The 19,456-nt window shown below is 45.0% G+C and carries 14 protein-coding genes; 8 read left to right on the top strand and 6 right to left on the bottom strand.

The annotated features are described in order from the left end of the window. Positions 1 to 17: 17 nt before the first annotated feature. Positions 18 to 548, top strand: coding sequence for a GNAT family N-acetyltransferase (locus R50345_RS28225; protein WP_042131408.1), 531 nt, complete (start codon positions 18 to 20; stop codon positions 546 to 548). Continuing rightward, the gene (locus R50345_RS28220) at positions 529 to 1,173 is read left to right on the top strand and encodes an MOSC domain-containing protein (protein WP_042131407.1); all 645 of its coding nucleotides are present in this window, start codon (positions 529 to 531) and stop codon (positions 1,171 to 1,173) included. Before R50345_RS28225 ends, R50345_RS28220 begins: the two co-directional genes overlap by 20 nt. Positions 1,174 to 1,257: 84 nt before the next feature. On the opposite strand, the gene R50345_RS28215 is transcribed toward R50345_RS28220, so the two are convergent. Then, positions 1,258 to 1,806 (bottom strand): GNAT family N-acetyltransferase, encoded by a 549-nt coding sequence (locus R50345_RS28215; protein ID WP_042131406.1) that lies wholly within the window; start codon positions 1,804 to 1,806, stop codon positions 1,258 to 1,260. A gap of 230 nt (positions 1,807 to 2,036) precedes the next feature. On the opposite strand from R50345_RS28215, the gene R50345_RS28210 reads away from it, so the two are divergent. Continuing rightward, positions 2,037 to 3,743 carry a glutamine--tRNA ligase/YqeY domain fusion protein gene (locus tag R50345_RS28210; RefSeq protein ID WP_042131405.1) on the top strand — a complete coding sequence of 569 codons (1,707 nt, stop codon included), beginning with the start codon at positions 2,037 to 2,039 and terminating at the stop codon, positions 3,741 to 3,743. Positions 3,744 to 3,828: 85 nt separating this feature from the next. On the opposite strand, the gene R50345_RS28205 is transcribed toward R50345_RS28210, so the two are convergent. Then, positions 3,829 to 5,061, bottom strand: a complete 1,233-nt coding sequence (locus tag R50345_RS28205) for an MFS transporter (protein ID WP_331281346.1) — start codon at positions 5,059 to 5,061, stop codon at positions 3,829 to 3,831. Positions 5,062 to 5,371: 310 nt separating this feature from the next. Here R50345_RS28205 and R50345_RS28200 point away from each other — a divergent pair, with 310 nt between their 5' ends. The 4 genes from R50345_RS28200 (at position 5,372) to R50345_RS28185 (ending at position 12,449) form a co-directional block, all read left to right on the top strand. After that, entirely contained in the window at positions 5,372 to 7,240 is a 1,869-nt protein-coding gene (locus R50345_RS28200) for an ABC transporter ATP-binding protein (protein ID WP_042131403.1), read from the top strand. Then, the gene (locus R50345_RS28195; protein WP_042131402.1) at positions 7,170 to 7,847 is read left to right on the top strand and encodes a response regulator transcription factor; all 678 of its coding nucleotides are present in this window, start codon (positions 7,170 to 7,172) and stop codon (positions 7,845 to 7,847) included. Before R50345_RS28200 ends, R50345_RS28195 begins: the two co-directional genes overlap by 71 nt. Further along, a complete protein-coding gene (locus R50345_RS28190) occupies positions 7,844 to 8,896 on the top strand; it encodes a HAMP domain-containing sensor histidine kinase (protein ID WP_042131401.1) in 1,053 nt (350 codons plus the stop codon). The genes R50345_RS28195 and R50345_RS28190 overlap by 4 nt, the downstream gene beginning before the upstream one ends. Before the next feature lie 130 nt (positions 8,897 to 9,026). Further along, a complete protein-coding gene (locus R50345_RS28185) occupies positions 9,027 to 12,449 on the top strand; it encodes an S-layer homology domain-containing protein (protein WP_156114886.1) in 3,423 nt (1,140 codons plus the stop codon). Positions 12,450 to 12,540: 91 nt separating this feature from the next. Here R50345_RS28185 and moaA read toward each other — a convergent pair whose 3' ends face one another. Next, on the bottom strand, positions 12,541 to 13,542 hold the full coding sequence (gene moaA / locus R50345_RS28180) for a GTP 3',8-cyclase MoaA (RefSeq protein ID WP_042131400.1): 1,002 nt from the start codon (positions 13,540 to 13,542) through the stop codon (positions 12,541 to 12,543). 414 nt (positions 13,543 to 13,956) lie between these two features. Here moaA and R50345_RS28175 point away from each other — a divergent pair, with 414 nt between their 5' ends. Beyond that, positions 13,957 to 14,649 carry a TorD/DmsD family molecular chaperone gene (locus tag R50345_RS28175; RefSeq protein ID WP_042131399.1) on the top strand — a complete coding sequence of 231 codons (693 nt, stop codon included), beginning with the start codon at positions 13,957 to 13,959 and terminating at the stop codon, positions 14,647 to 14,649. Positions 14,650 to 15,058: 409 nt separating this feature from the next. Here R50345_RS28175 and R50345_RS31515 read toward each other — a convergent pair whose 3' ends face one another. From R50345_RS31515 to R50345_RS28165, 3 genes are all read right to left on the bottom strand, one after another. After that, positions 15,059 to 15,205 (bottom strand): hypothetical protein, encoded by a 147-nt coding sequence (locus tag R50345_RS31515; RefSeq protein ID WP_156114885.1) that lies wholly within the window; start codon positions 15,203 to 15,205, stop codon positions 15,059 to 15,061. 25 nt (positions 15,206 to 15,230) lie between these two features. Next, the gene (locus R50345_RS28170) at positions 15,231 to 18,401 is read right to left on the bottom strand and encodes an efflux RND transporter permease subunit (RefSeq protein WP_042131398.1); all 3,171 of its coding nucleotides are present in this window, start codon (positions 18,399 to 18,401) and stop codon (positions 15,231 to 15,233) included. Between the two features lie 113 nt (positions 18,402 to 18,514). Further along, the gene (locus R50345_RS28165) at positions 18,515 to 19,432 is read right to left on the bottom strand and encodes a TetR/AcrR family transcriptional regulator (protein WP_042131397.1); all 918 of its coding nucleotides are present in this window, start codon (positions 19,430 to 19,432) and stop codon (positions 18,515 to 18,517) included. Between the last annotated feature and the right edge of the window lie 24 nt (positions 19,433 to 19,456).

Here is a 19,456-nt window from a genome sequence, read left to right as displayed (position 1 = left end):
AGGGGTGTACATCTTATATGAAACTAAGCAATAAGGATAGGCTTATCATAAGGTTCTCAGAGATTAAAGACGTGCGGGAACTGATTCATCTGGATCATTTGATCTGGACGGAGCACACTAGCCCGGGGCCTTTAATGTGGCGTTCCCAAGAGGATTACCTATTGAATGCTCCTCCGGGTTCGCAACTTGTAGCGCTGAAGGATGACAAGCTTTGCGGATATGTTGGGTTTGGTTGTCCTAGTCGAATGGAGAGCAACAGGCATGTGTGCGAAGTCTATATTGCTGTCCATCCAGATTATCAACGCTTAGGTATTGGCCGACAGCTCATAGAGGCGATTAAGGAACATGCCGCAGAAAATGCTATTCGGAAGCTTCGTCTACGCGTATTATCCTGCAATGAGTCAGCGCTTTCTTTTTATCGTAAATGTGGATTTGTAGAAGAGGGACGTCTGCAGGAAGAGTTTTATCTTGGCGGTCGTTATGTGGATGAAATATTTATGTGCTGCATGCTGACAGGAGGAGAAGGATATGGAGATCATCTCGCTTAACGTGGGTCGCCCGGTAACAGTGGATTATCGGGGAAAACCTTTGGAGACTGGGATTTATAAAATGCCTGTAGAAGGAGCGGTTCAGTTACATACCAACGGTTTTGTCGGAGATGGTCAAGCGGATCTAAAACATCATGGAGGCCCTGATAAGGCGGTCTGTGCCTATCCGATTGAGCATTATTCCTACTGGGAGAAGCAGCTAGGAAAGAAGCTGGAATACTCTGTCTTCGGGGAAAATATAACAACTGCCGGCTTATTGGAGACAGACGTGTGCATAGGTGATGTGTACGAAATAGGCACCACTGTGCTGCAGGTCAGCCAGCCACGTTATCCTTGCTTCAAAATCTCGCAAAAGCATGGTCCGGCAGATCTCCCCGCTCAAGTGCTGGATACTAGATATAGCGGATTTTATTTGCGCGTGCTTCGTGAGGGGAAGATTTCAACCGGAGATGCCATTGTTAAAAAAGAAGATGGTGCTGGCGGTGCGTCCGTAGCGCATGTTCTGCATTTAATGCAGGTGGGCCTGCAAGAGGAAGCTGCACTGGCTGAGCTTGCGGAGCTAGAAGCTCTCTCTGCTGTAGTTCGGAACAAGTTTCGAAAACAGCTGGGTCTGTCGGAAGATTAGCCTATATCTATTAGCCAAAATAAACCTGGAGGCATATGCCTGCCAGGTTTATTTTGTTTTGTGTGTTTAATTTACTTGCGTAACTTAGCCGAGCAATTGCCACTCGCTACGCAACAAACCGTATACGGCGTGGTTCACGTAGCCATCTGGCAATTTCTCTGCCTGTCTAATCACACCCTCAAGCACAAAACCAAGCCGTTCCGGAATCGCTCTACTGGAAACATTGCCGGTTGCGCAGCGGATTTCTACACGTTGCAGCTCCATTTCCAGAAGTGCATAGTCCACTAGAACACGACAGGCACTGGTCATATACCCTTTGCCTTCAAATCCTTCACCAAGCCAGTAGCCGATTCCAACGGATCGGTTATGCCAGTCAATCTGGTGATACCCAATCACACCGGCGAGCTCACCACGAACCCATAGTCCAGCGGTAAAAGCACCATTCTCGGTACTTTGTTTAATCGTATTTTTGATGAAATCTAGAGTGTGAGCCTGTTCCGTAACGGCATCCACCCAAGGGAGCCATTGTCTTAGTCGATCCCGTGAGTGCTCTACTAACGTGAACAAGTGCCGAGCGTGCTCCGGCATGAGCGGCTTTAACATCAGCTCTTCATCGATGACATAATTAAACAAGCGGTTGCCTCCTTTTTGGCACAAGGCCTTATGTATGATTATGGATTATTTCTTATGATTATCATGCTACTCTATCGCCCTGACAGAAGTCAAAAGGTCTAAAGATGCTAAAAAATGATCTATGCCTTATGCCCCCTTTTATTGAACAATCTAGAGTTAACGGGTATATTAGTAGGAAACATGTTTATACAAGAAGTAGTGTAACACTACAGAACGAAAGGTTGATAGCTGTGGAGAACCGTAGCACCCCCTCCAATTTTATTAAGAATGTTATTACCGAGGACCTCCGTACGGGTAAAGTAAAGGAAGTTATTACACGCTTTCCGCCGGAGCCGAACGGTTATTTACATATCGGACATGCCAAGGCGATCTGGATTAACTTTACACTGGCGGACGAGTTCGGTGGCAAGACGAACCTAAGATTTGACGACACGAATCCGGCTAAAGAGGATACGGAATATGTGAACTCGATTCAGGAAGATGTAAAGTGGCTCGGTTATGAATGGGAAGAGCTGCGTTTTGCATCTGATTATTTTGAGGAAATGTACAAACGTGCCGAATTATTAATTACAAAGGGCAAAGCTTATGTCGATGACCTCAGTGCGGATGAAATTCGTCAATTGCGGGGAACGCTGACGGAGCCAGGGAAGAACAGTCCGCATCGCGATCGTAGCATCGAAGAGAATTTGGACTTGTTCCGGCGTATGCGTGCAGGCGAATTCAAGGACGGCGAGAAGGTCCTTCGCGCCAAGATCGACATGGCATCACCGAATATTAACCTGCGTGATCCTGTAATTTATCGGATTACACATGCACATCACCATAACACAGGCGATAAATGGTGTATCTATCCAATGTATACCTTCGCTCATCCGTTAGAAGATGCTATTGAGGGAGTTACTCATTCCCTTTGCTCACTCGAATTCGAAGATCAACGTCCATTTTATGATTGGGTCGTAGCTGAATGTGAGATGCCGTCTGTTCCACATCAATATGAATTTGGTCGTCTGAATCTAGCTCAAACGATGACTAGTAAGCGTAAGTTGAAGCTGCTTGTAGACGAAGGACATGTGGATGGCTGGGATGATCCGCGGATGCCGACGATTTCTGGTCTACGCCGCAGAGGATATACGCCGGAAGCGATTCGTAAATTCGTGTATGAAGCAGGTATCTCTAAGAGTCAGGGCCTGGTGGACCTGCAAATGCTGGAACACTTTATCCGTGAGGATCTTAAGCTAACTGTACCGCGTACAATGGCTGTGCTGCGACCGCTTAAGGTTGTTATCACCAATTATCCGGAAGGTCAAACAGAATGGCTTGAAGCGGAGAATAATACAGAGAATGAGGAAATGGGTGTACGCCAAATTCCGTTCTCACGTGAAATTTATGTTGAGCGTGATGACTTTATGGAGAATCCGCCGAACAAATATTTCCGGTTGTTCCCTGGCAATGAAGTACGTCTGAAGCACGCTTATTTCATCAAATGTAATGAGGTTATTAAGGATGAGAATGGCGAGGTAGTGGAGCTGCATTGTACGTATGATCCAGAAACGAAGAGTGGCAGCGGATTTACAGGCCGTAAGGTAAAAGGGACGTTGCACTGGGTGGAAGCTAGCCAAGCGGTTCCTGCTGAATTCCGTTTATACGAGCCTTTGATTTCTGCTGAAGAAGCGGATGAGGCTGTGGAAGTAGAAGGTTTGGATTCCTCGGTAGAGAAATCGGAGCCTAGCTTCTTAGATCAGCTTAATCCTAAGTCCATTGAAATCTTACAAGGGTTTGTTGAACCAGCGCTTAAGGATAGCGTGGCTCAGGATAAATTCCAGTTCTTCCGTCATGGCTATTTTAATGTGGATAGCAAATATTCGGCACCTGGACATCTCGTATTCAACCTTATCGTTTCACTGAAGAGTTCATTTCAACCTCCTAAACAAGGCTAATATTTAACTCGATCAAGTTGATTATATTGAAAGAGGCTCAAGCGTCCCGTGCGGGTACGCCTGAGCCTCTTTTTTATTTTCGTGTCTATAAAATTTCAATCTCGGATAGCTCTTCTTCTTCCTCTGTAGGGGGACGATAACCTCCACGACTAACAAAGAGCCACATAAAGCCAAAACCGAGCGTTCCAAACAGCGTCAAGAATACACCCGTCTGATACATGCTCTGCGCACCCAGATATTGATACATCCAACCTCCGAGAATGCCTCCAATGAAACCGGATATCCCACTCCAGCTTAGGGTGTAGAGCGCTTGTCCGGAAGAGCGATAAGGCCGTGGAATCAGGAGCATCGTCAATTGGGTCCCTACATAGAAGAAGCCGCCGAACGTTATGCAGTGCAAAATCTGAATAAACACTACTTGAATGGCAGTGGTCGCATCAGCCATAAACCACCAACGCAGAACGAACAAACCACTGACCAATGCAAGCCAGCCGAGCAGAACAGAAATTTTTCGTTTTAGGAATCGGTCACAGAGAACGAATACGCCTATCTCCAAAATGGAGGAGAGAAACACGGCAAGACCAATCATTTTTTTAGAACCGCCCAGATCCGTAATATACAAAGAGATGAATGTGGTGTTCATCGTGTTTGGTATGGAAACCAGAATGCCAAATAACAAAAACAACAGGAAAAAGGGATTGAAAATCACTTTACTTAGGCCTTTAAACGGCATCGGAGCTCTCATAATAGTATGGTTAATTTTGGGTAATACAAGAACGGATAGAATTGATGCACCTAGTAACGCTGTAAGCAGATAGGTCAAGATGGATACGCCAGCCCAATCAAGGATAAAACCGGCGACAATCGCAATCAGTGCCCACCCTATTGAGCCCCAAAGCCGGAAAGAACGGAAGCGCTGATTAGTTCCCTCAATATAGCTAAGAATCATCGAGTTGCTTTGAGCAAATAATGGCCCTTGGAAGAAATAAAATAAAATAATGGCGTTGTAGATCATCTCATATGTATTTGCTCGAAACATAAACTGTGAGACCACTAGCGTTCCGAATAACATAAGCAAAACGATACGCCGTATATTCTGAGAACGGTCTGTTAAGAACGCCCAGAATGGATTTGCAAATATGGATACCAGCGCTCCCATAGAGAATAAGACACCAATCTCTAATTTGTTCATCCCTACATCCAGCAAGTATAGTTGAAAGAAGCTGGTGAAGAGGACCATGGTTCCATATACAAAAAAATTGAACCATTTTAAAGACGTGATAGAAGATGGAATAGCGCCTTTTCGCAAATGGTTCACTCCTTTCTCACTAAATATCTTGCATGGAGTAGAATGACCAATAGTAGGCCCTTCTATCACTGTAACACGTGTTGAAAAGGGATACAAACACCCTTTTTTACTTTTTTACATTATTTTGGTGTTTATTTAGGTTTGAGACGATAAGCGACAAAAAACGCATAAAACGTGGTACAAAAGGTGAAGAAGACGCAAAATGGCTGATCGGCGGGTTTAACTTCAGTTTACAATTTGCAGATAGGATAATTGAAAGACGAGAAAGATATTACTATGCTTTTCTCGTAGAGGTACCAAGAAAAGGGGAGTTATTGTTATGAAGAAATCCGAATCCAAGCGCAAGATGGCGCTGAAGCCGTTCTTGATGCTACTAAGAGAAACCAAGCCTTCATACGGCTTATTGGCTATAGCCATTGCACTAAGCATGATATCGACATTAGTCAGTCTGGTAATTCCGATGTTCACTAAGAATTTAGTGGATGGCTTCTCACTAGCCTCCGTTAGTAAGCTTCAGATTGCGGGTATAGCAGCCGCGTTTATCGCGCAGACCATTGCGGGAGGGATCTCCATCTATCTGCTTAATTATGTGGGTCAGAAGATGGTTGCAGGTCTGCGGGATCGCCTGTGGCGTAAGTTTTTAGTTCTGCCTGTGGCTTACTACAACGACAATCGAACGGGAGAAAGCGTCAGCCGCATGACGAATGACACAGGGATCATCAAAACACTGATTTCTGAACATTTAGCTAGTTTATTTACCGGAGTGATCTCTATTGTGGGCTCTATTTCAGTGTTATTATTTCTCAATTGGAAAATGACGCTGGTTCTCTTTACAGTGCTTCCGCTTTCTGCGCTGATTCTAGTGCCGCTTGGACGGCAGATGTATAAAATCTCCAAGGGGATGCAAGACGAGACAGCCTCGTTTACCGCTACATTAAGTGGTGTATTGTCAGAGATCCGTCTGGTGAAATCCTCGGGTGCAGAGAAGAAAGAGTACGAAGCAGGCAAAACCGGAATTATGAATCTGCTTTCCTTTGGTATTCGTGAAGGTAAGATTAGCGCCATGATCAGTCCGCTAGTTTCCTTTGTGTTTATGATGTTGCTCGTCGTCATTATCGGCTACGGTGGAATGCAGGTATCTTCCGGTGTCCTTACCGCTGGTGAACTAGTCGCCTTTATTCTTTATCTTATTCAGATAATTATGCCACTTACTCAATTGACTACGTTCTTCACACAGATTCAGAAGGCTAAGGGTGCCTCAGAGCGTATTATTGAAACCTTGGCAGCAGAAGAGGAAGTATACGAGGGACAGGAAGAGGCAACCGGTGCTGAAGGTCCAATCTCGGTAGAGGGTCTAAGCTTTGGATATAAAAAAGGTGAGAATGTGTTGACCGATGTAAGCTTCCGTATGCTTCCGGGTCAGGTGACGGCTATTGTTGGTCCGAGCGGGGGCGGTAAGACCACGTTGTTCTCGTTGCTCGAACGTTTTTATAAACCTCAGTCAGGTCAGATTAAGCTTGGCGACATGCCAGTGTCGACCTTCTCACTGCGCTCGTGGCGGAAGCTGATCGGGTACGTCTCACAAGAAAGCCCACTGTTAGCCGGTACGATTGCTGAGAATTTAACCTACGGATTGGATCGGGACGTTAGCAGTGAGGAGATGCGCACAGCAGCAGCCATGGCTTATGCAGATGGATTTATTGATGCCCTTCCTGAAGGATATAATACGGATGTCGGCGAAAGAGGCGTGAAGCTGTCTGGTGGACAACGGCAACGGATTGCCATTGCCAGAGCATTGCTGCGGAATCCGAAGATTCTTATGCTTGATGAAGCGACCTCCAGTCTCGATAGTCAATCAGAAGCGGTAGTGCAGAAGGCGCTGTCCAATTTAATGAAGGGTCGTACCACGGTTGTTATTGCCCACCGTTTGGCTACGGTTGTAAATGCAGATCAGATTATTTTTATGGAAAAGGGTCAGATTACCGGAATGGGAAGACATGAAGAGTTACTGGACAATCATGAGCTATACCGGGAATTTGCCACTCAACAGCTACAAATGAATACCATTGAGATTAAGGACACAGAAGAGGAAGAGGAAGAGGAGGCTCCAGTGACACATGACAAAAATACTAGTAGCGGACGACGATCCGCACATCCGCGAATTGGTAGAAGTATTTCTGAGAGCTGAGGGAATGGATGAGATCTATGGAGCTTCCGATGGACTGGAGGCTCTTCAGATACTGGAAAGCAATAATATAGATTTAGCTATTATTGATGTGATGATGCCCAATTTGGACGGCTGGGAGCTATGCCGGCGGATGCGCCAGAACTATGATTTTCCGATTTTAATGCTGACGGCTAAAGGGGAAACCTCACAAATTGTAAAAGGTTTTGAGCTGGGTAGTGATGACTATCTCGTTAAGCCTTTTGAGCCAGTGGTGCTTATTGCACGAGTAAAGGCGCTGCTCAAGCGTTATCAAATTTCTGCTGCACAAAGAGTGACCGTTGGTCGGTTGCGAATGAACCGTAAAACGTATGAGGTCTCCTCAGAGTACGGAGAAATCACTTTGCCGCTTAAGGAATTTGAGCTGTTGTTTAAGCTAGGCAGCTATCCAGGTCAGACATTGACTAGAGACAGACTGATCGAAGAGATTTGGGGTTATGATTTTGAGGGGAATGAACGAACACTAGATGTGCATATCAATCGTTTGCGTGAAAGATTTAATCAGGATAACTATGGGTTCGTTATTCGTACCATTCGGGGGTTAGGCTATCGGTTGGAGGCTGAGGCATGAATCGATTTAAAGAAATTGTTAAGCGAATCGGGATGATTTTAGTTTATTTCGGAGGCGTTGCGATTAGCTGGAGTGCAGCTTATTTCCTGATGAACTGGATATATAGCAGGGTTGGGCGTCCCTCTTCGGAGTATGTAGTCCAATTAATCAGCGTGATGGCCGGTATTGTAATCTTGTTCATGATGGCATTGGTATCCTCCAAGTTATTCCGGGGCTGGGAACGTGTTTTTTATAAATCGATCATCGAAGGCTTGGGGCGTATTGCTAAAGGTGATTTCAATGTAGTACTGGATAATACTAAGGATTATGGTGAATTCGGTGAGATTGTAGAGAGTATCAACGTCATGGCCAGTGAACTGAGCCAGATGGAGACCATGCGCCAGGATTTTATCTCCAATGTATCGCATGAAATTCAATCTCCACTAACCTCGATTCGGGGGTTTGCTCTTGCGCTGCAGGATGAGACTCTGAGTGTGGAGAGTAGGAGGCACTACCTTAATATTATCGTGGCTGAGAGTACCCGCGTATCTGGGCTCAGTGATAATTTATTGAAGCTGTCCGCGCTTGAATCGGGCAACTTTCCGTTTGAAAATCAGGCTTACCGTCTGGATAAGCAGCTTAGAGATACGATTCTGGCTTCTGAACCACAGTGGCTGGAGAAAAATATAGAGGTAGAGGCTGAATTGGAAGAATTGAATGTAACTGCGGTAAAAGATTTGATGACTCAGGTCTGGACCAATCTTCTTCATAACAGCATTAAATTCACTCCCCAGAATGGATGTATTCATATCAAGCTTCGATCAGTAGATGAGCGCATAGAGGTGGAGATTCAAGATAGCGGGATTGGCATCTCTGACGAAGATTTACCTCGCATCTTTGATCGCTTCTATAAGGCAGACAAAGCTAGAACCGCGAGCGGGGGTGGCAGTGGTCTAGGCCTATCACTGGTTAAGAAAATCGTTGAGCTGCATAAAGGTAAAGTAACCGTAGCTAGCCGACCCGGTGAAGGAACAGCGTTTATAGTGAGCTTGCCAATGCAAGTAAAATAAATCGGTAATGTTAATATAAAAATGAATATTTACATAAACATGCAACAAAATCCGACATGGCTTTACAATTTTCTACTATTCTAAATATAGAATCTACGAAAATCAAAAAGTCATCGGAGGATTAAATATTTTGAAGAAGAGCAAAATTCGCGTTTTTCTGACCAGTTCGCTTGCCGTATTATTGTTAGCACCCAACTTTTCATTACAGACAGTTTACAGTGCTTCAGGTGAATCAACGCCTGATTTCACAGCTACAACTTCAGAACATTCAGGGAAATGGATGACAGGTGAATACCATGCACATACTTATGAATCGAATGATGCTCAGGAATCTTTGAAAAGTGTGCTAGATGCTGCATTTGAACAAAATGGTTTTGACTGGATGGCACTGGCTGACCATCTTCGGGTATCTGACCGGGATGACGAAGGGGTGAATATCCCTGGCGGTTCTATTCCGATGTCTCAAGGCATTGTGGATTATCAAAATGAGAAAATTAAGAAATTACAGGCAGAAGGCAAATACGCTGGGAAAATCATTTTTTCCGGCTTTGAGTGGGATATGCCTCAATATGATCATGCAGCGGTTGGCATTGTTACAGATCAACCAGGGTCCGCAGAAGCTTTGAAGGCTATTAATCAATTTGAATATTTATTTACTAATCGGGATGTAAGTATGTTCGATCCGGCAGATGTGGCTGAGTGGAGTGCGGCGGATACTAGATCTTTTTCTACAAAAGAAGATACACGCACAGCTATGAAATGGCTAAGCAGTCATTATCCAGATAGTTATGTACTGATCAATCATCCCTCCAGAAAAAATGGAACAAGCTCGGAGCTTAAAATAGAGGATATCCGGGACTTTAATAATGTCGATCCAAATCTTGTCTTCGGCTTTGAAGGTATGCTGGGCAATCAGATGTCGAGTGATCGAGGAGAGACGCCTGAGACTTACGGGGGTACAGATGTCAAGGTTGCTCAGCTTGGAGGAATGTGGGATGCTCTGCTTGGTGAGGGCCGCAGGTTCTGGAATTTTGCTAACTCAGATTTTCATTTCAAAACAAAAAATGATCAATTCTCTAGCGGTTACTGGCCTGGTGAGTATTCCAAAAACTACACCTGGGTGGATGGCTCCGATATTAATGCTGTCGTAGACGGGATGCGGTCAGGGAAATCCTTCTCTGTCTTTGGAGATCTCATCAACGCCTTAGAGTTTAATGTATCAGGAGATGGGCAAGAGGAAGAAATGGGCGGCGAACTGGACGTAAAACAAGGCGACGACCTAGAGCTTACGATCCGTTTCAAAAGTCCACAGCAAAATAACAATGGCGATGCCGTTAAAGTGGACCATGTAGATTTGATCTCCGGTGAAGTCAACGGCAAGGTTGATCCTGGGTCGCCTGAGTACACCAAAGCAACTAACGATACAACAAAAGTACTGAAACGTTTCACAAGCGAGGACTGGACTACAGATGCCGAAGGCTACAATGTTATTAAGTATCAGGTAGGGGCAGCGGACAAGGATCGTTATTTCCGTTTAAGAGGAACTAATCTTGGAACTGACGTTGCTGGAGAAACCGTAAACGGCGAACCGCAGATTGATCCTAAAAATAATACTGTCGATAACCTGACTCGTTTCGAAGAAATCAATGCCCGTAATTATAGTGATATGTGGTTTTATTCCAATCCGATTTTTGTTGATGTGGAGTCGTACAGCGATCAGCAGGCCGTTAACGATACTATGACTGAGTTAGATCTAGGAGACACAAGCGCAGTAACTTCTGATCTAACGTTGCCTACCGAAGGCAAACACGGAACAAGTATTCTTTGGAACAGCTCTAATCCGGTTCTGATGACGAATGAAGGTAAACTCATCTACCAACCTAAAAAGGATACGAAGTTAACCTTAACAGCTACGATCCAGCGGGGATTGGCTACGGAAACGAAGGCTTTTGAAGTAACGCTTAGCGGAGATGATAGCATTACTCCATTGGCGCTTCATAGCACATTAAAGACTGAGAACGGACAAACGTATTTAAGCGGTAGCTGGACGAATCAGAGTGTTTCCGTAAGTGTATATGCCAGCGTATATATTCCTGGGTCAGATGTATCTATTCAATTAGCGAATGATGTGAACGGAGATTTCCTACCCTATGAAAGCGGGAAAGTAGTTGAGATTTCGGAAGAAGGGCAACATCAACTGCAATTTGAGGCAACAGATTCTTTAGAAAATAAGACAACATTGCCGATTACTGTGAATATCGATCGGACTGCACCTGTGATTACCTTGAAGGGGGAGAGCAATCTTAGTCTGACTCAAGGCGATGACTTCAAGGACCTGGGCGCAGACGTTACTGACAAGGTTGGGGTTGCAGGCTCTATCCTGGTGACAGGAACAGTGGATGTTCAGACTCCAGGAACCTATACACTGAAGTACAATGCCACAGATTTGGCTGGTAATGCGGCTGCTGAGGTTGTACGCACCGTAGTTGTAAATGCGGGCAACAGCAGTGGAGGGGGAGATAATAACGGAGGGGGCAGCGGCCCAGTTGCAACTTCAGTCCCTACGCCAACGCCATCTCCTACAGAGCAGCCTTCTACAACTCCGTATGTGGAATTGGATGTAAAAGCACAGCAGGGAGGAACGGGCACACTTAAAGACATGGGCAGCTTTACAATTCCGGCTGGAGCATTGTCTGCAGACAGTGAAATTGTCTTTACGGTTGTTGCCACCGGTGAGACACCAGTGATGGGTGATCTTCAGGCTGTGAGTGCAGCATTAGAGCTTACTAGCGACAAGATTGGAATGCTTAATAAACCCGTAGAACTATCTCTGAATTACGATGCGGGTCAGATTACACCAGGGCATAAAGCAGCTATTTACTATTACAATGAACAGCTTAATAAGTGGGTATATGTAGGTGGAAGCATCCAATCGGATGGGACTATAACTACAAGTGTAAATCAATTTGCCAAATATGCTGTGTTTAATTATAAGGCCCCGTCGCCTACTGATTTGAATAATCATTGGTCCACAGAATTTACAGACCGTCTAATTGGCATGGGCATCATGAAAGGGTACGAGGATCATACCTTCCGCCCGAATGAGGATGTTACCCGGGCGCAGTTCGCTTCTATGATTGTAAGGGCGCTTGGTTTGCAAACTACAGGCAGCACAGTGAAATTCGAGGATCAAAGTGCGATTCCAGCTTGGGCTGCAGGTGATGTAGCAGCGGCGGTAGATGCCGGAATCCTTCGTGGATATGATGTAAACGGTAAAAAGTTCTTCGAGCCTTCTGAGAAGATTACACGTGCTGAAATGTCAGTTATGCTCGCTAATGCTTTGAAGGTCAATGCCCATAAGCAAACGGATAATGAGGGGAACTTTGTGGATCTTGCTTCCATTCCACAATGGGCACAGTCATCTGTGCAAGCAGGTGTTGAAGCTGGTATTTTGGGTGGATTTGAGGATCATACGTTCCGACCTGAGAATAATGCTACAAGAGCGGAGGCAGCAACGACGCTTTACAAGCTGCTCGAGGCTCTATATCTATAATAGTGGATGGCGAAGGCTATCCTTTAATCTCTAAATGAAACGCCGCTTTTCCCAGATGACTTGGGGAAAGCGGCGTTTTTAATGAGACGGACTAGCCTCCAATTTGAGACATACGCCGAGCCGTCGGCGTGTGGCTTTGTGCTTTTTTCTCCAAGGCTAATGCCATTTCGTGGTTATGTGGCTTGTTACCCAGAGCTTTGCGGAATAAGGCCTGCACTGCTGCGGGATCGCTTATTAGGGGGCGGACATTGTACTCATCTTCCCAATATAGACAAGCTTTGATATGGCCATCTGCAGTTAGTCTTAGACGATTGCAGTTATCGCAAAAGTGATCGCTTACTGGATGGATTAGACCGAACGTTCCTTGCGCTCCAATAACCCGCCGATTCTGGGAAGGGCCATTACCAGATGGCATCTCTGCCTCCTCGGTCTCCCAGCCGGCCGCAGTACAAGCTTCTATAACCGTTTCCAGCGGCAGATAGGATTGGCGCCAAGAATCAGTAGCACTTCCGATGGGCATATATTCAATAAAGCGTACATTTAGTGGACTGTTCAACGTAAGGGAGATGAAGTCTTTGATCTCGTCATCATTAATCCCCTTCATTAATACAACGTTAAGCTTGATTGGCTCCAGTCCAGCAGCTTGTGCTGCCTCGATTCCCTTTAGTACCTTGGAGACTTCACCGCCGCGTGTAATCATAGAGAAGCGATCTTGCCGTAAAGAGTCCAGACTGATATTCACTCGTGACAGCCCGGCTTCTTTTAGCAGCGCTGCTTTCGCTGGAAGCATTAATCCGTTCGTAGTCAGTGAAATATCGTCAATCCCCGGAATGGCGGATATCATAGTCACTAGCTTCTCCAGGTCTTTGCGTACAAGAGGTTCTCCTCCTGTTAGCCGTACCTTACGCAATCCAAGGGGGGCTAGCGATTCCACAATTGCGGTGATTTCCTCATAGCTTAGAATCTCGTCCTGCGGCTGGAATTCCATCCCTTCCGCTGGCATACAATAAATGCAACGCAGGTTGCAGCGGTCGGTAACCGAAATGCGGATGTAATCGTGTAAACGTCCAAAAGGGTCCGTCAGCGGCTCCATGGCGTTGCTCCCTTCATTTGTTGGTGTTTTGAGTGCTTCTCTCCTTAAGAGGAGGCGAAGGCGTTTATACTTGTTTAGAATTTTAAAGATCGCTCGGAGGTACGTCAATGAGCAAAGTGTTGGATGGGTCGAGCACTCCCTTTTTGAAGAAGTCGGCATATGATTTTTTTGCATAATAATGGACAAACTAAATAAAATAACGAAGCCGAAATAGACTTGCGAAAATGTGACAAAAGTACGACAAATGAAGTGATTAGTCATAGAATGCTCACGGAAAGCGTTTTAAATATCCGATATAATCTAGGTGCGGATTACTTTTACGTTCACTTTTGCGAAAACAGAAAGGATACCGGAAAATGCATATCGTAATGTGACGATGCGTGACCGGGAAACCCATTGAGGAGGATTTGCAAAATGACTATGCAAACTGTTCCATCGCTCGCCGTGCCGGAGGCATTTAGCCATTGGTTGGAAAGTCGGGGATTAATATATCAGCTTTTAGTGGATTTTTTGGGTAGAAAACCATCACTCTCGCTTGTGGCTCAGTGGAGCCGCAATCGCAAGATGAGTGTTGCAGCAGAGATGACGGAAGGTGGACGGGAACTGAAACGATATTTGAGTCAGGAACCGAATAAGCTACCTTATATATGCGAGAAAGAGAGCCAAGAGTATAAACGGCTTATGCATGAACAAACAGTAAGCTCTTTTAAATTACGTGAAGCTGCTATTCTAGGGCGTTCTGAAGATTTCTGCAACGTGCTTGCTGATGTGTATACTTCCGCGGGAATCGTATTTAACAAATGTAATGGTGAGGCTGATGATCATATTGCTATTGAGCTGGAATTTATGGCAGTAATGCATGAGCGGATGTTGTACAATAGCTTCTCAATTAGAAGTGCTATGGATCTACTTGATATTCAGGTAGCCTTTTTGGAGGATCATTTACTGCAATGGACTCCACAGTTCTGTGAGAAATTAAATGCGGCAACGGATAGTACGTTGTATTTGGGACTTTCCCATATGCTCGTTGAGTTTCTACCCCTTGATTTGCAAATGCTGCGTTCCTGGAGAGCTTCGCTGGAGAGCAGTGCAACAGCAATGGTATAAGAACACTATAATACAGAGCCCGGCCTATAAATTAGGCCGGGTTTTTCGTGCTGAAGAGGTGTGAATTATGCTGGAAAATGAAGCGTCGAATGGTGAACAAAGCGGTGATCCAAGTGAAGTAGGTAAATGATGATCTGAGTGAAGTCTCAAATTCCGATCCGAGTGAAGCTCTAGAATAATAATTAGGGAATTTCTCCCTAAAAGTCTGGGGTTAATGCTCACAAGACATGTAATTAGGGAAAAAATCCCTATAATTCACCTGACTGGGCAATAAATCAGGCGAATTAGCTGATTTTCAGGGAGAAATTCCCTAATTTCATTAATTTTGAGTGATTATCGGCTTTTTTTAGGGAGCTTTTCCCTAATTATTTTTAGAACCATTGTCCGTTACATAGTAGCCTATTGCGAATCACTCGCCGCCACCGTATAAAAGCCCCATTACACAACCCAAAAAAATAATGGATAAGTAGCGCCCGTTACTTTGCCCATTCCATAAAAAAGAAGCTGCCCCATAAGTAGTATTCACTACTTTGGAGACAGCTTCTTCATTTAGCATGTTTACTTGATATGCATCAAGTGTTCTAGTCAATTACCTTTTTACTGCGGAATTTCATCAGGAATTCATACACGACTGGCACTACTACAAGTGTCAGCAGCGTGGAGCTGATCAAACCGCCGATAACAGTAACGCCTAGTCCTTTGGAGATGATCCCCGCACTGTTTTCGAGTCCTGTAACCAGTGGCAGCAATGCACCAATTGTTGCAAGTGCAGTCATCAAGATTGGACGTAAACGTGTACCGCCTGCTTCAAGCAAGGCTTGACGTGTGGTCATTCCTTCTTTTTCCTTATGAATAACGCGGTCGATGAGGACAATCGCATTTGTAACTACGATACCAATCAACATCAGCGCACCCATGAGGGAGGAGACGTTTAAGGTTTCCCCAGCAATCAGAAGGGCTACGAGTACCCCGATGATGGTGAAAGGAAGTGAGAACAGGATAGCAAATGGAGCTAATCCACCGCCAAATGTAACCACAAGCACGAAGTATACGATGGCAATAGCAGCTGCCATAGCAATACCTAATTGACCAAACGTATCATTGATCTGCTCAGTTACACCACCGAAGCTAACCGTTACGCCATCAGGTAATTCCATAGCATCTACTTTTTCCTTCACGATATTTGAAGCACTATTGACGTCACTAGAAATAATCTCAGCAGTGACATCTACCTTCATTTTACCGTCCATCCGAGTAATCGAGTCAGGGGAAGAGCCGTTTTCAATTTTAGCGACTTGCCCGATTGGCACGGAAATGCCTAGTGGTGAAGTCAATGTAGCCTCTTCCATTTCTTTAATACTCTTATACGTTTCTTTATCAGTTTCGATATAGACTTTGTAGTTCTTGCCGTCCATTTCTACTTCTGTGAGTACTGGACGTGTGCCGGCAGGAGCTAGCTTCATCGCAATTTGTCCCGCTGTAAGTCCAAGGGAGCTAAGCTTTTCTTGATCCGCTACAATCGTATATTGATCGTAAGCTTCTTTGAGGCTTGTTTCTCCATCTTTGAAATTAGAGGTGTCAGCTTGTACGATCTTGGCGATGTCATCCGCTACCGGCTTAATTTGATCTAGTTCATCTCCGAATATATTTACGGTTAACGTGCTTCCACCCATACCTCCGCTCATCATGGCGGACATATCGCCCCATACACCATCTGGAACTTCTGCGGCTAAGCCTTCGATCAACTTCTCTTTTACGTTTTCGAAATCAGGAGTATCGCTATCATAAACGATGAAAAAGAGTCCTGAGTTGCTGGATCCGCCCATACCCATTGGGCCGCCGCCACCGATGGAATATTGCATTTTATCCACATGCTGCTGCGCTAAAATATATTTCTCAGCTTTCAGGCCTTGCTCTTGAACTTCTTCAGTTCTTTGTCCAGCCTTCGGTGAGTAGGTTAACATTACCGTTTTATCCTCTTGAGAAGGCATAAAGCTAACGCCGATAGGCTTGATCAGGAACAAGCTGCCCGCAAGGAGGAGAACTGCGACTCCGAACGTAACGAGCTTATGAGAAAGACACCAGTTCAGAATTTTTTGATAACCGGCAGACAGTCTGTCTGGTTTCTCACTGTGCGTTTTCTTGCCTTTTAACCCATTGCGGAACAAGGAGTGAGCCATTGCAGGCACTAGGGTAATCGCAACCACCAATGAAGCGAGCAGGGCGAAGACCATGGTTAAAGCGAAAGGCAAGAACAGCTCGCCAACCATACCACTTACGAGAGCAAGCGGTAAGAACACCGCGATGGTTACAATCGTTGAGGACATGATGGGTACGAACATTTCACGGGTCGCTGCACTGATTAATTCCCGACCTTTTAGCTTCTCACCAGATAAGGAGAGCCGCCGGTATATGTTCTCTATGACGACAATCGAGTCATCGACTACCCGCCCGATAGCAACGGTCATCGCTCCAAGGGTCATCATATTAAGCGTGATATCCATTTGACGCAGACATAACACTGCGATCAGTAGTGATAATGGAATTGAGATGATAGAAATGATCGTCGAACGGATATTCCGCAGGAAGACCAAAATGATGATTACTGCGAAAAGTGCACCAAATACTGCCTTGGACAACATTGTATTTACGGAGTCCTCAATCGGCTTACCTTGGTCAAGCAGAACTGTTAGATCGATGCCTTTATATTGTGCTTTTAATTCTTCAGTTTTGTCCTTAACGCCATTTACGACATCAACAGTGTTGGCATCATTGGCTTTGACAATCTGGATACCGATCGATTCTTTACCATTCGTACGGGAGATAGATTCAGAATTCCCAACAACCTCAATCGTGGCAAGCTCTCCCAGCTTCACAGTTGGCAGTCCCATATTTGCAGCTCCGCCTACAGCGCCTGCACCAGCAGCACTTCCGGCACCTGCTCCGGCAGCCCCAGCAGCCTCAGCTCCAGGAGAACCAGCACCAGCAGCACCGGCAGCCCCAGTTGGCATCACTGGAATGGCCACATTTTTAAGATCATCAACAGTAGTGATGTTGCCATCTATTACTACTGCCTTTTGGGCTTTGTCCATCTCGAACAGTCCTAGTGGAACACGGAGGGAAGAGCCTTGAATAATACCTTTAACTGTATCTTCGGTTAATCCATATTGGCTCAGCTTGTCTTGATTGAACTTAAGCGAAACCTCTTTAACATATTGTCCAGAGATTTGTATAGAAGCGACACCCTCAACATCCTCAAGGGCAGGGCGAATGTCGTTCTCGGCAATACGGGTTAGTTCCTCGAGATCCTCTGAATCCCCATTGGATAGACTGAGGGAAACGACAGGCATTGAGCTAAGGCTAAAGCGAGAAATGGAAGGCTTCTGCGCATTGTCTGGCAGTGAGACTTCATTTAGCGATTCGCGAACTGCTGCTGTCGCATTATCCAGATTCGTACCATAATCGAACTCGATTTGGATACTGGAGGCATTCTCCAGAGAAGTAGAGGTGATCGTTTTTACACCATCCACATTGCGTAGCTTTTGCTCCAAGGGTTTGCTGACATCATTTACGACACCTTCTGGTGCAGCACCCGGATAAATGGTTGTTACGCTAAGATAGGGTATACTAATATTAGGTAAGGTTTCTTGCTTCATTGTCAGTCCGCTATATAAACCGGCAAATACAATGATTATCGTCAGAAGCCAAATGGCAAATTTGTTCCTGAGCGAGAAATTAATTAAGCTTTTCATAAGTTTCGTTTCTGCTCCTCTCGGGCCTTTTCTTTACGAAATAGGCGCCATTTTGAAAATTTATAATACTCGCTATCCATGTTCTTCTCTCTCACGAACTCTTTATAGAGCAATTAACGAAATACGCATGAATGATTTGAAAAAGAGGTAACCAGCTTCCTCAATTCTTCCAATGGTGTAGTGAGCTCTGAGCAGGATTGGAGGTTGGACAACATCCCCTGTATGATTGCTTTGCGTGGGTGTGGTAAGAGAACTTCGCCTTCTAGAATGTTGAGTGATTCCAGCAAATCGGCTGACTCTTCGGGTTCTATACTATCTAATTTACTGACCACAGTCTTCATGTCCTTAATGATCTGAAGTGGATTCTTGCGCTTACTCTCCTCATTCTCCTCCATCCAGCTTGCTAGAATAGTAGAGTTGATGAGAGGCGCCTGCTTACTTGTAAGAAGACCAGCTACAATAATATCTAGTAGATTCATTAGATGATCAGCCATAACGGCAAGGGACAAATGGGTATCCTGACGAAAAATAACCGCAATATATGACTTGATTAGTCCATGACCTACAATACATAAATCTCCGGTATAGGGAACGATGTCTTTTCCATAAAGGGTCTCCATCTTCACCTGAAGCCAGCGCAAGAAGGAGGCATTGTTTCTACGTAGCCATTCCGGTACATCAGTATCAAATCCTTTTCCGGCAACTTCCTGAATTTGACGCTGTAAGAACTCCCGTAATTCGTATACATGGCTCAGTAGAATTTCTATTTGATTCCTAAGCTTCTCACGCGGTGTTCTTTGGGTTTCTTGTTCTTCACGCAATAAGGGATCACGAATCATTCGGTAACAGTAGAGAAAAATACTTCGTTCCAGTTCTTCTTTTGATTTGAATACTAGATACAAGCTTCCCTTCGAAATTCCGCATAATTCGGCGATCTCTTGCATGGACGTGGATGAGGAGCCTTTTACAGCGAATAACTGCATGGCGATCTTAATTATCTGCTCTTGTTTGTCCACAGTTTTATCGCTCATTGGGGGGATAACCTCCTTTCTGAC

The sequence above is a fragment of the Paenibacillus sp. FSL R5-0345 genome (genome assembly GCF_000758585.1).
Lineage (GTDB): Bacteria > Bacillota > Bacilli > Paenibacillales > Paenibacillaceae > Paenibacillus_AQ.
This window is presented reverse-complemented; position numbering and strand designations above follow the sequence as displayed.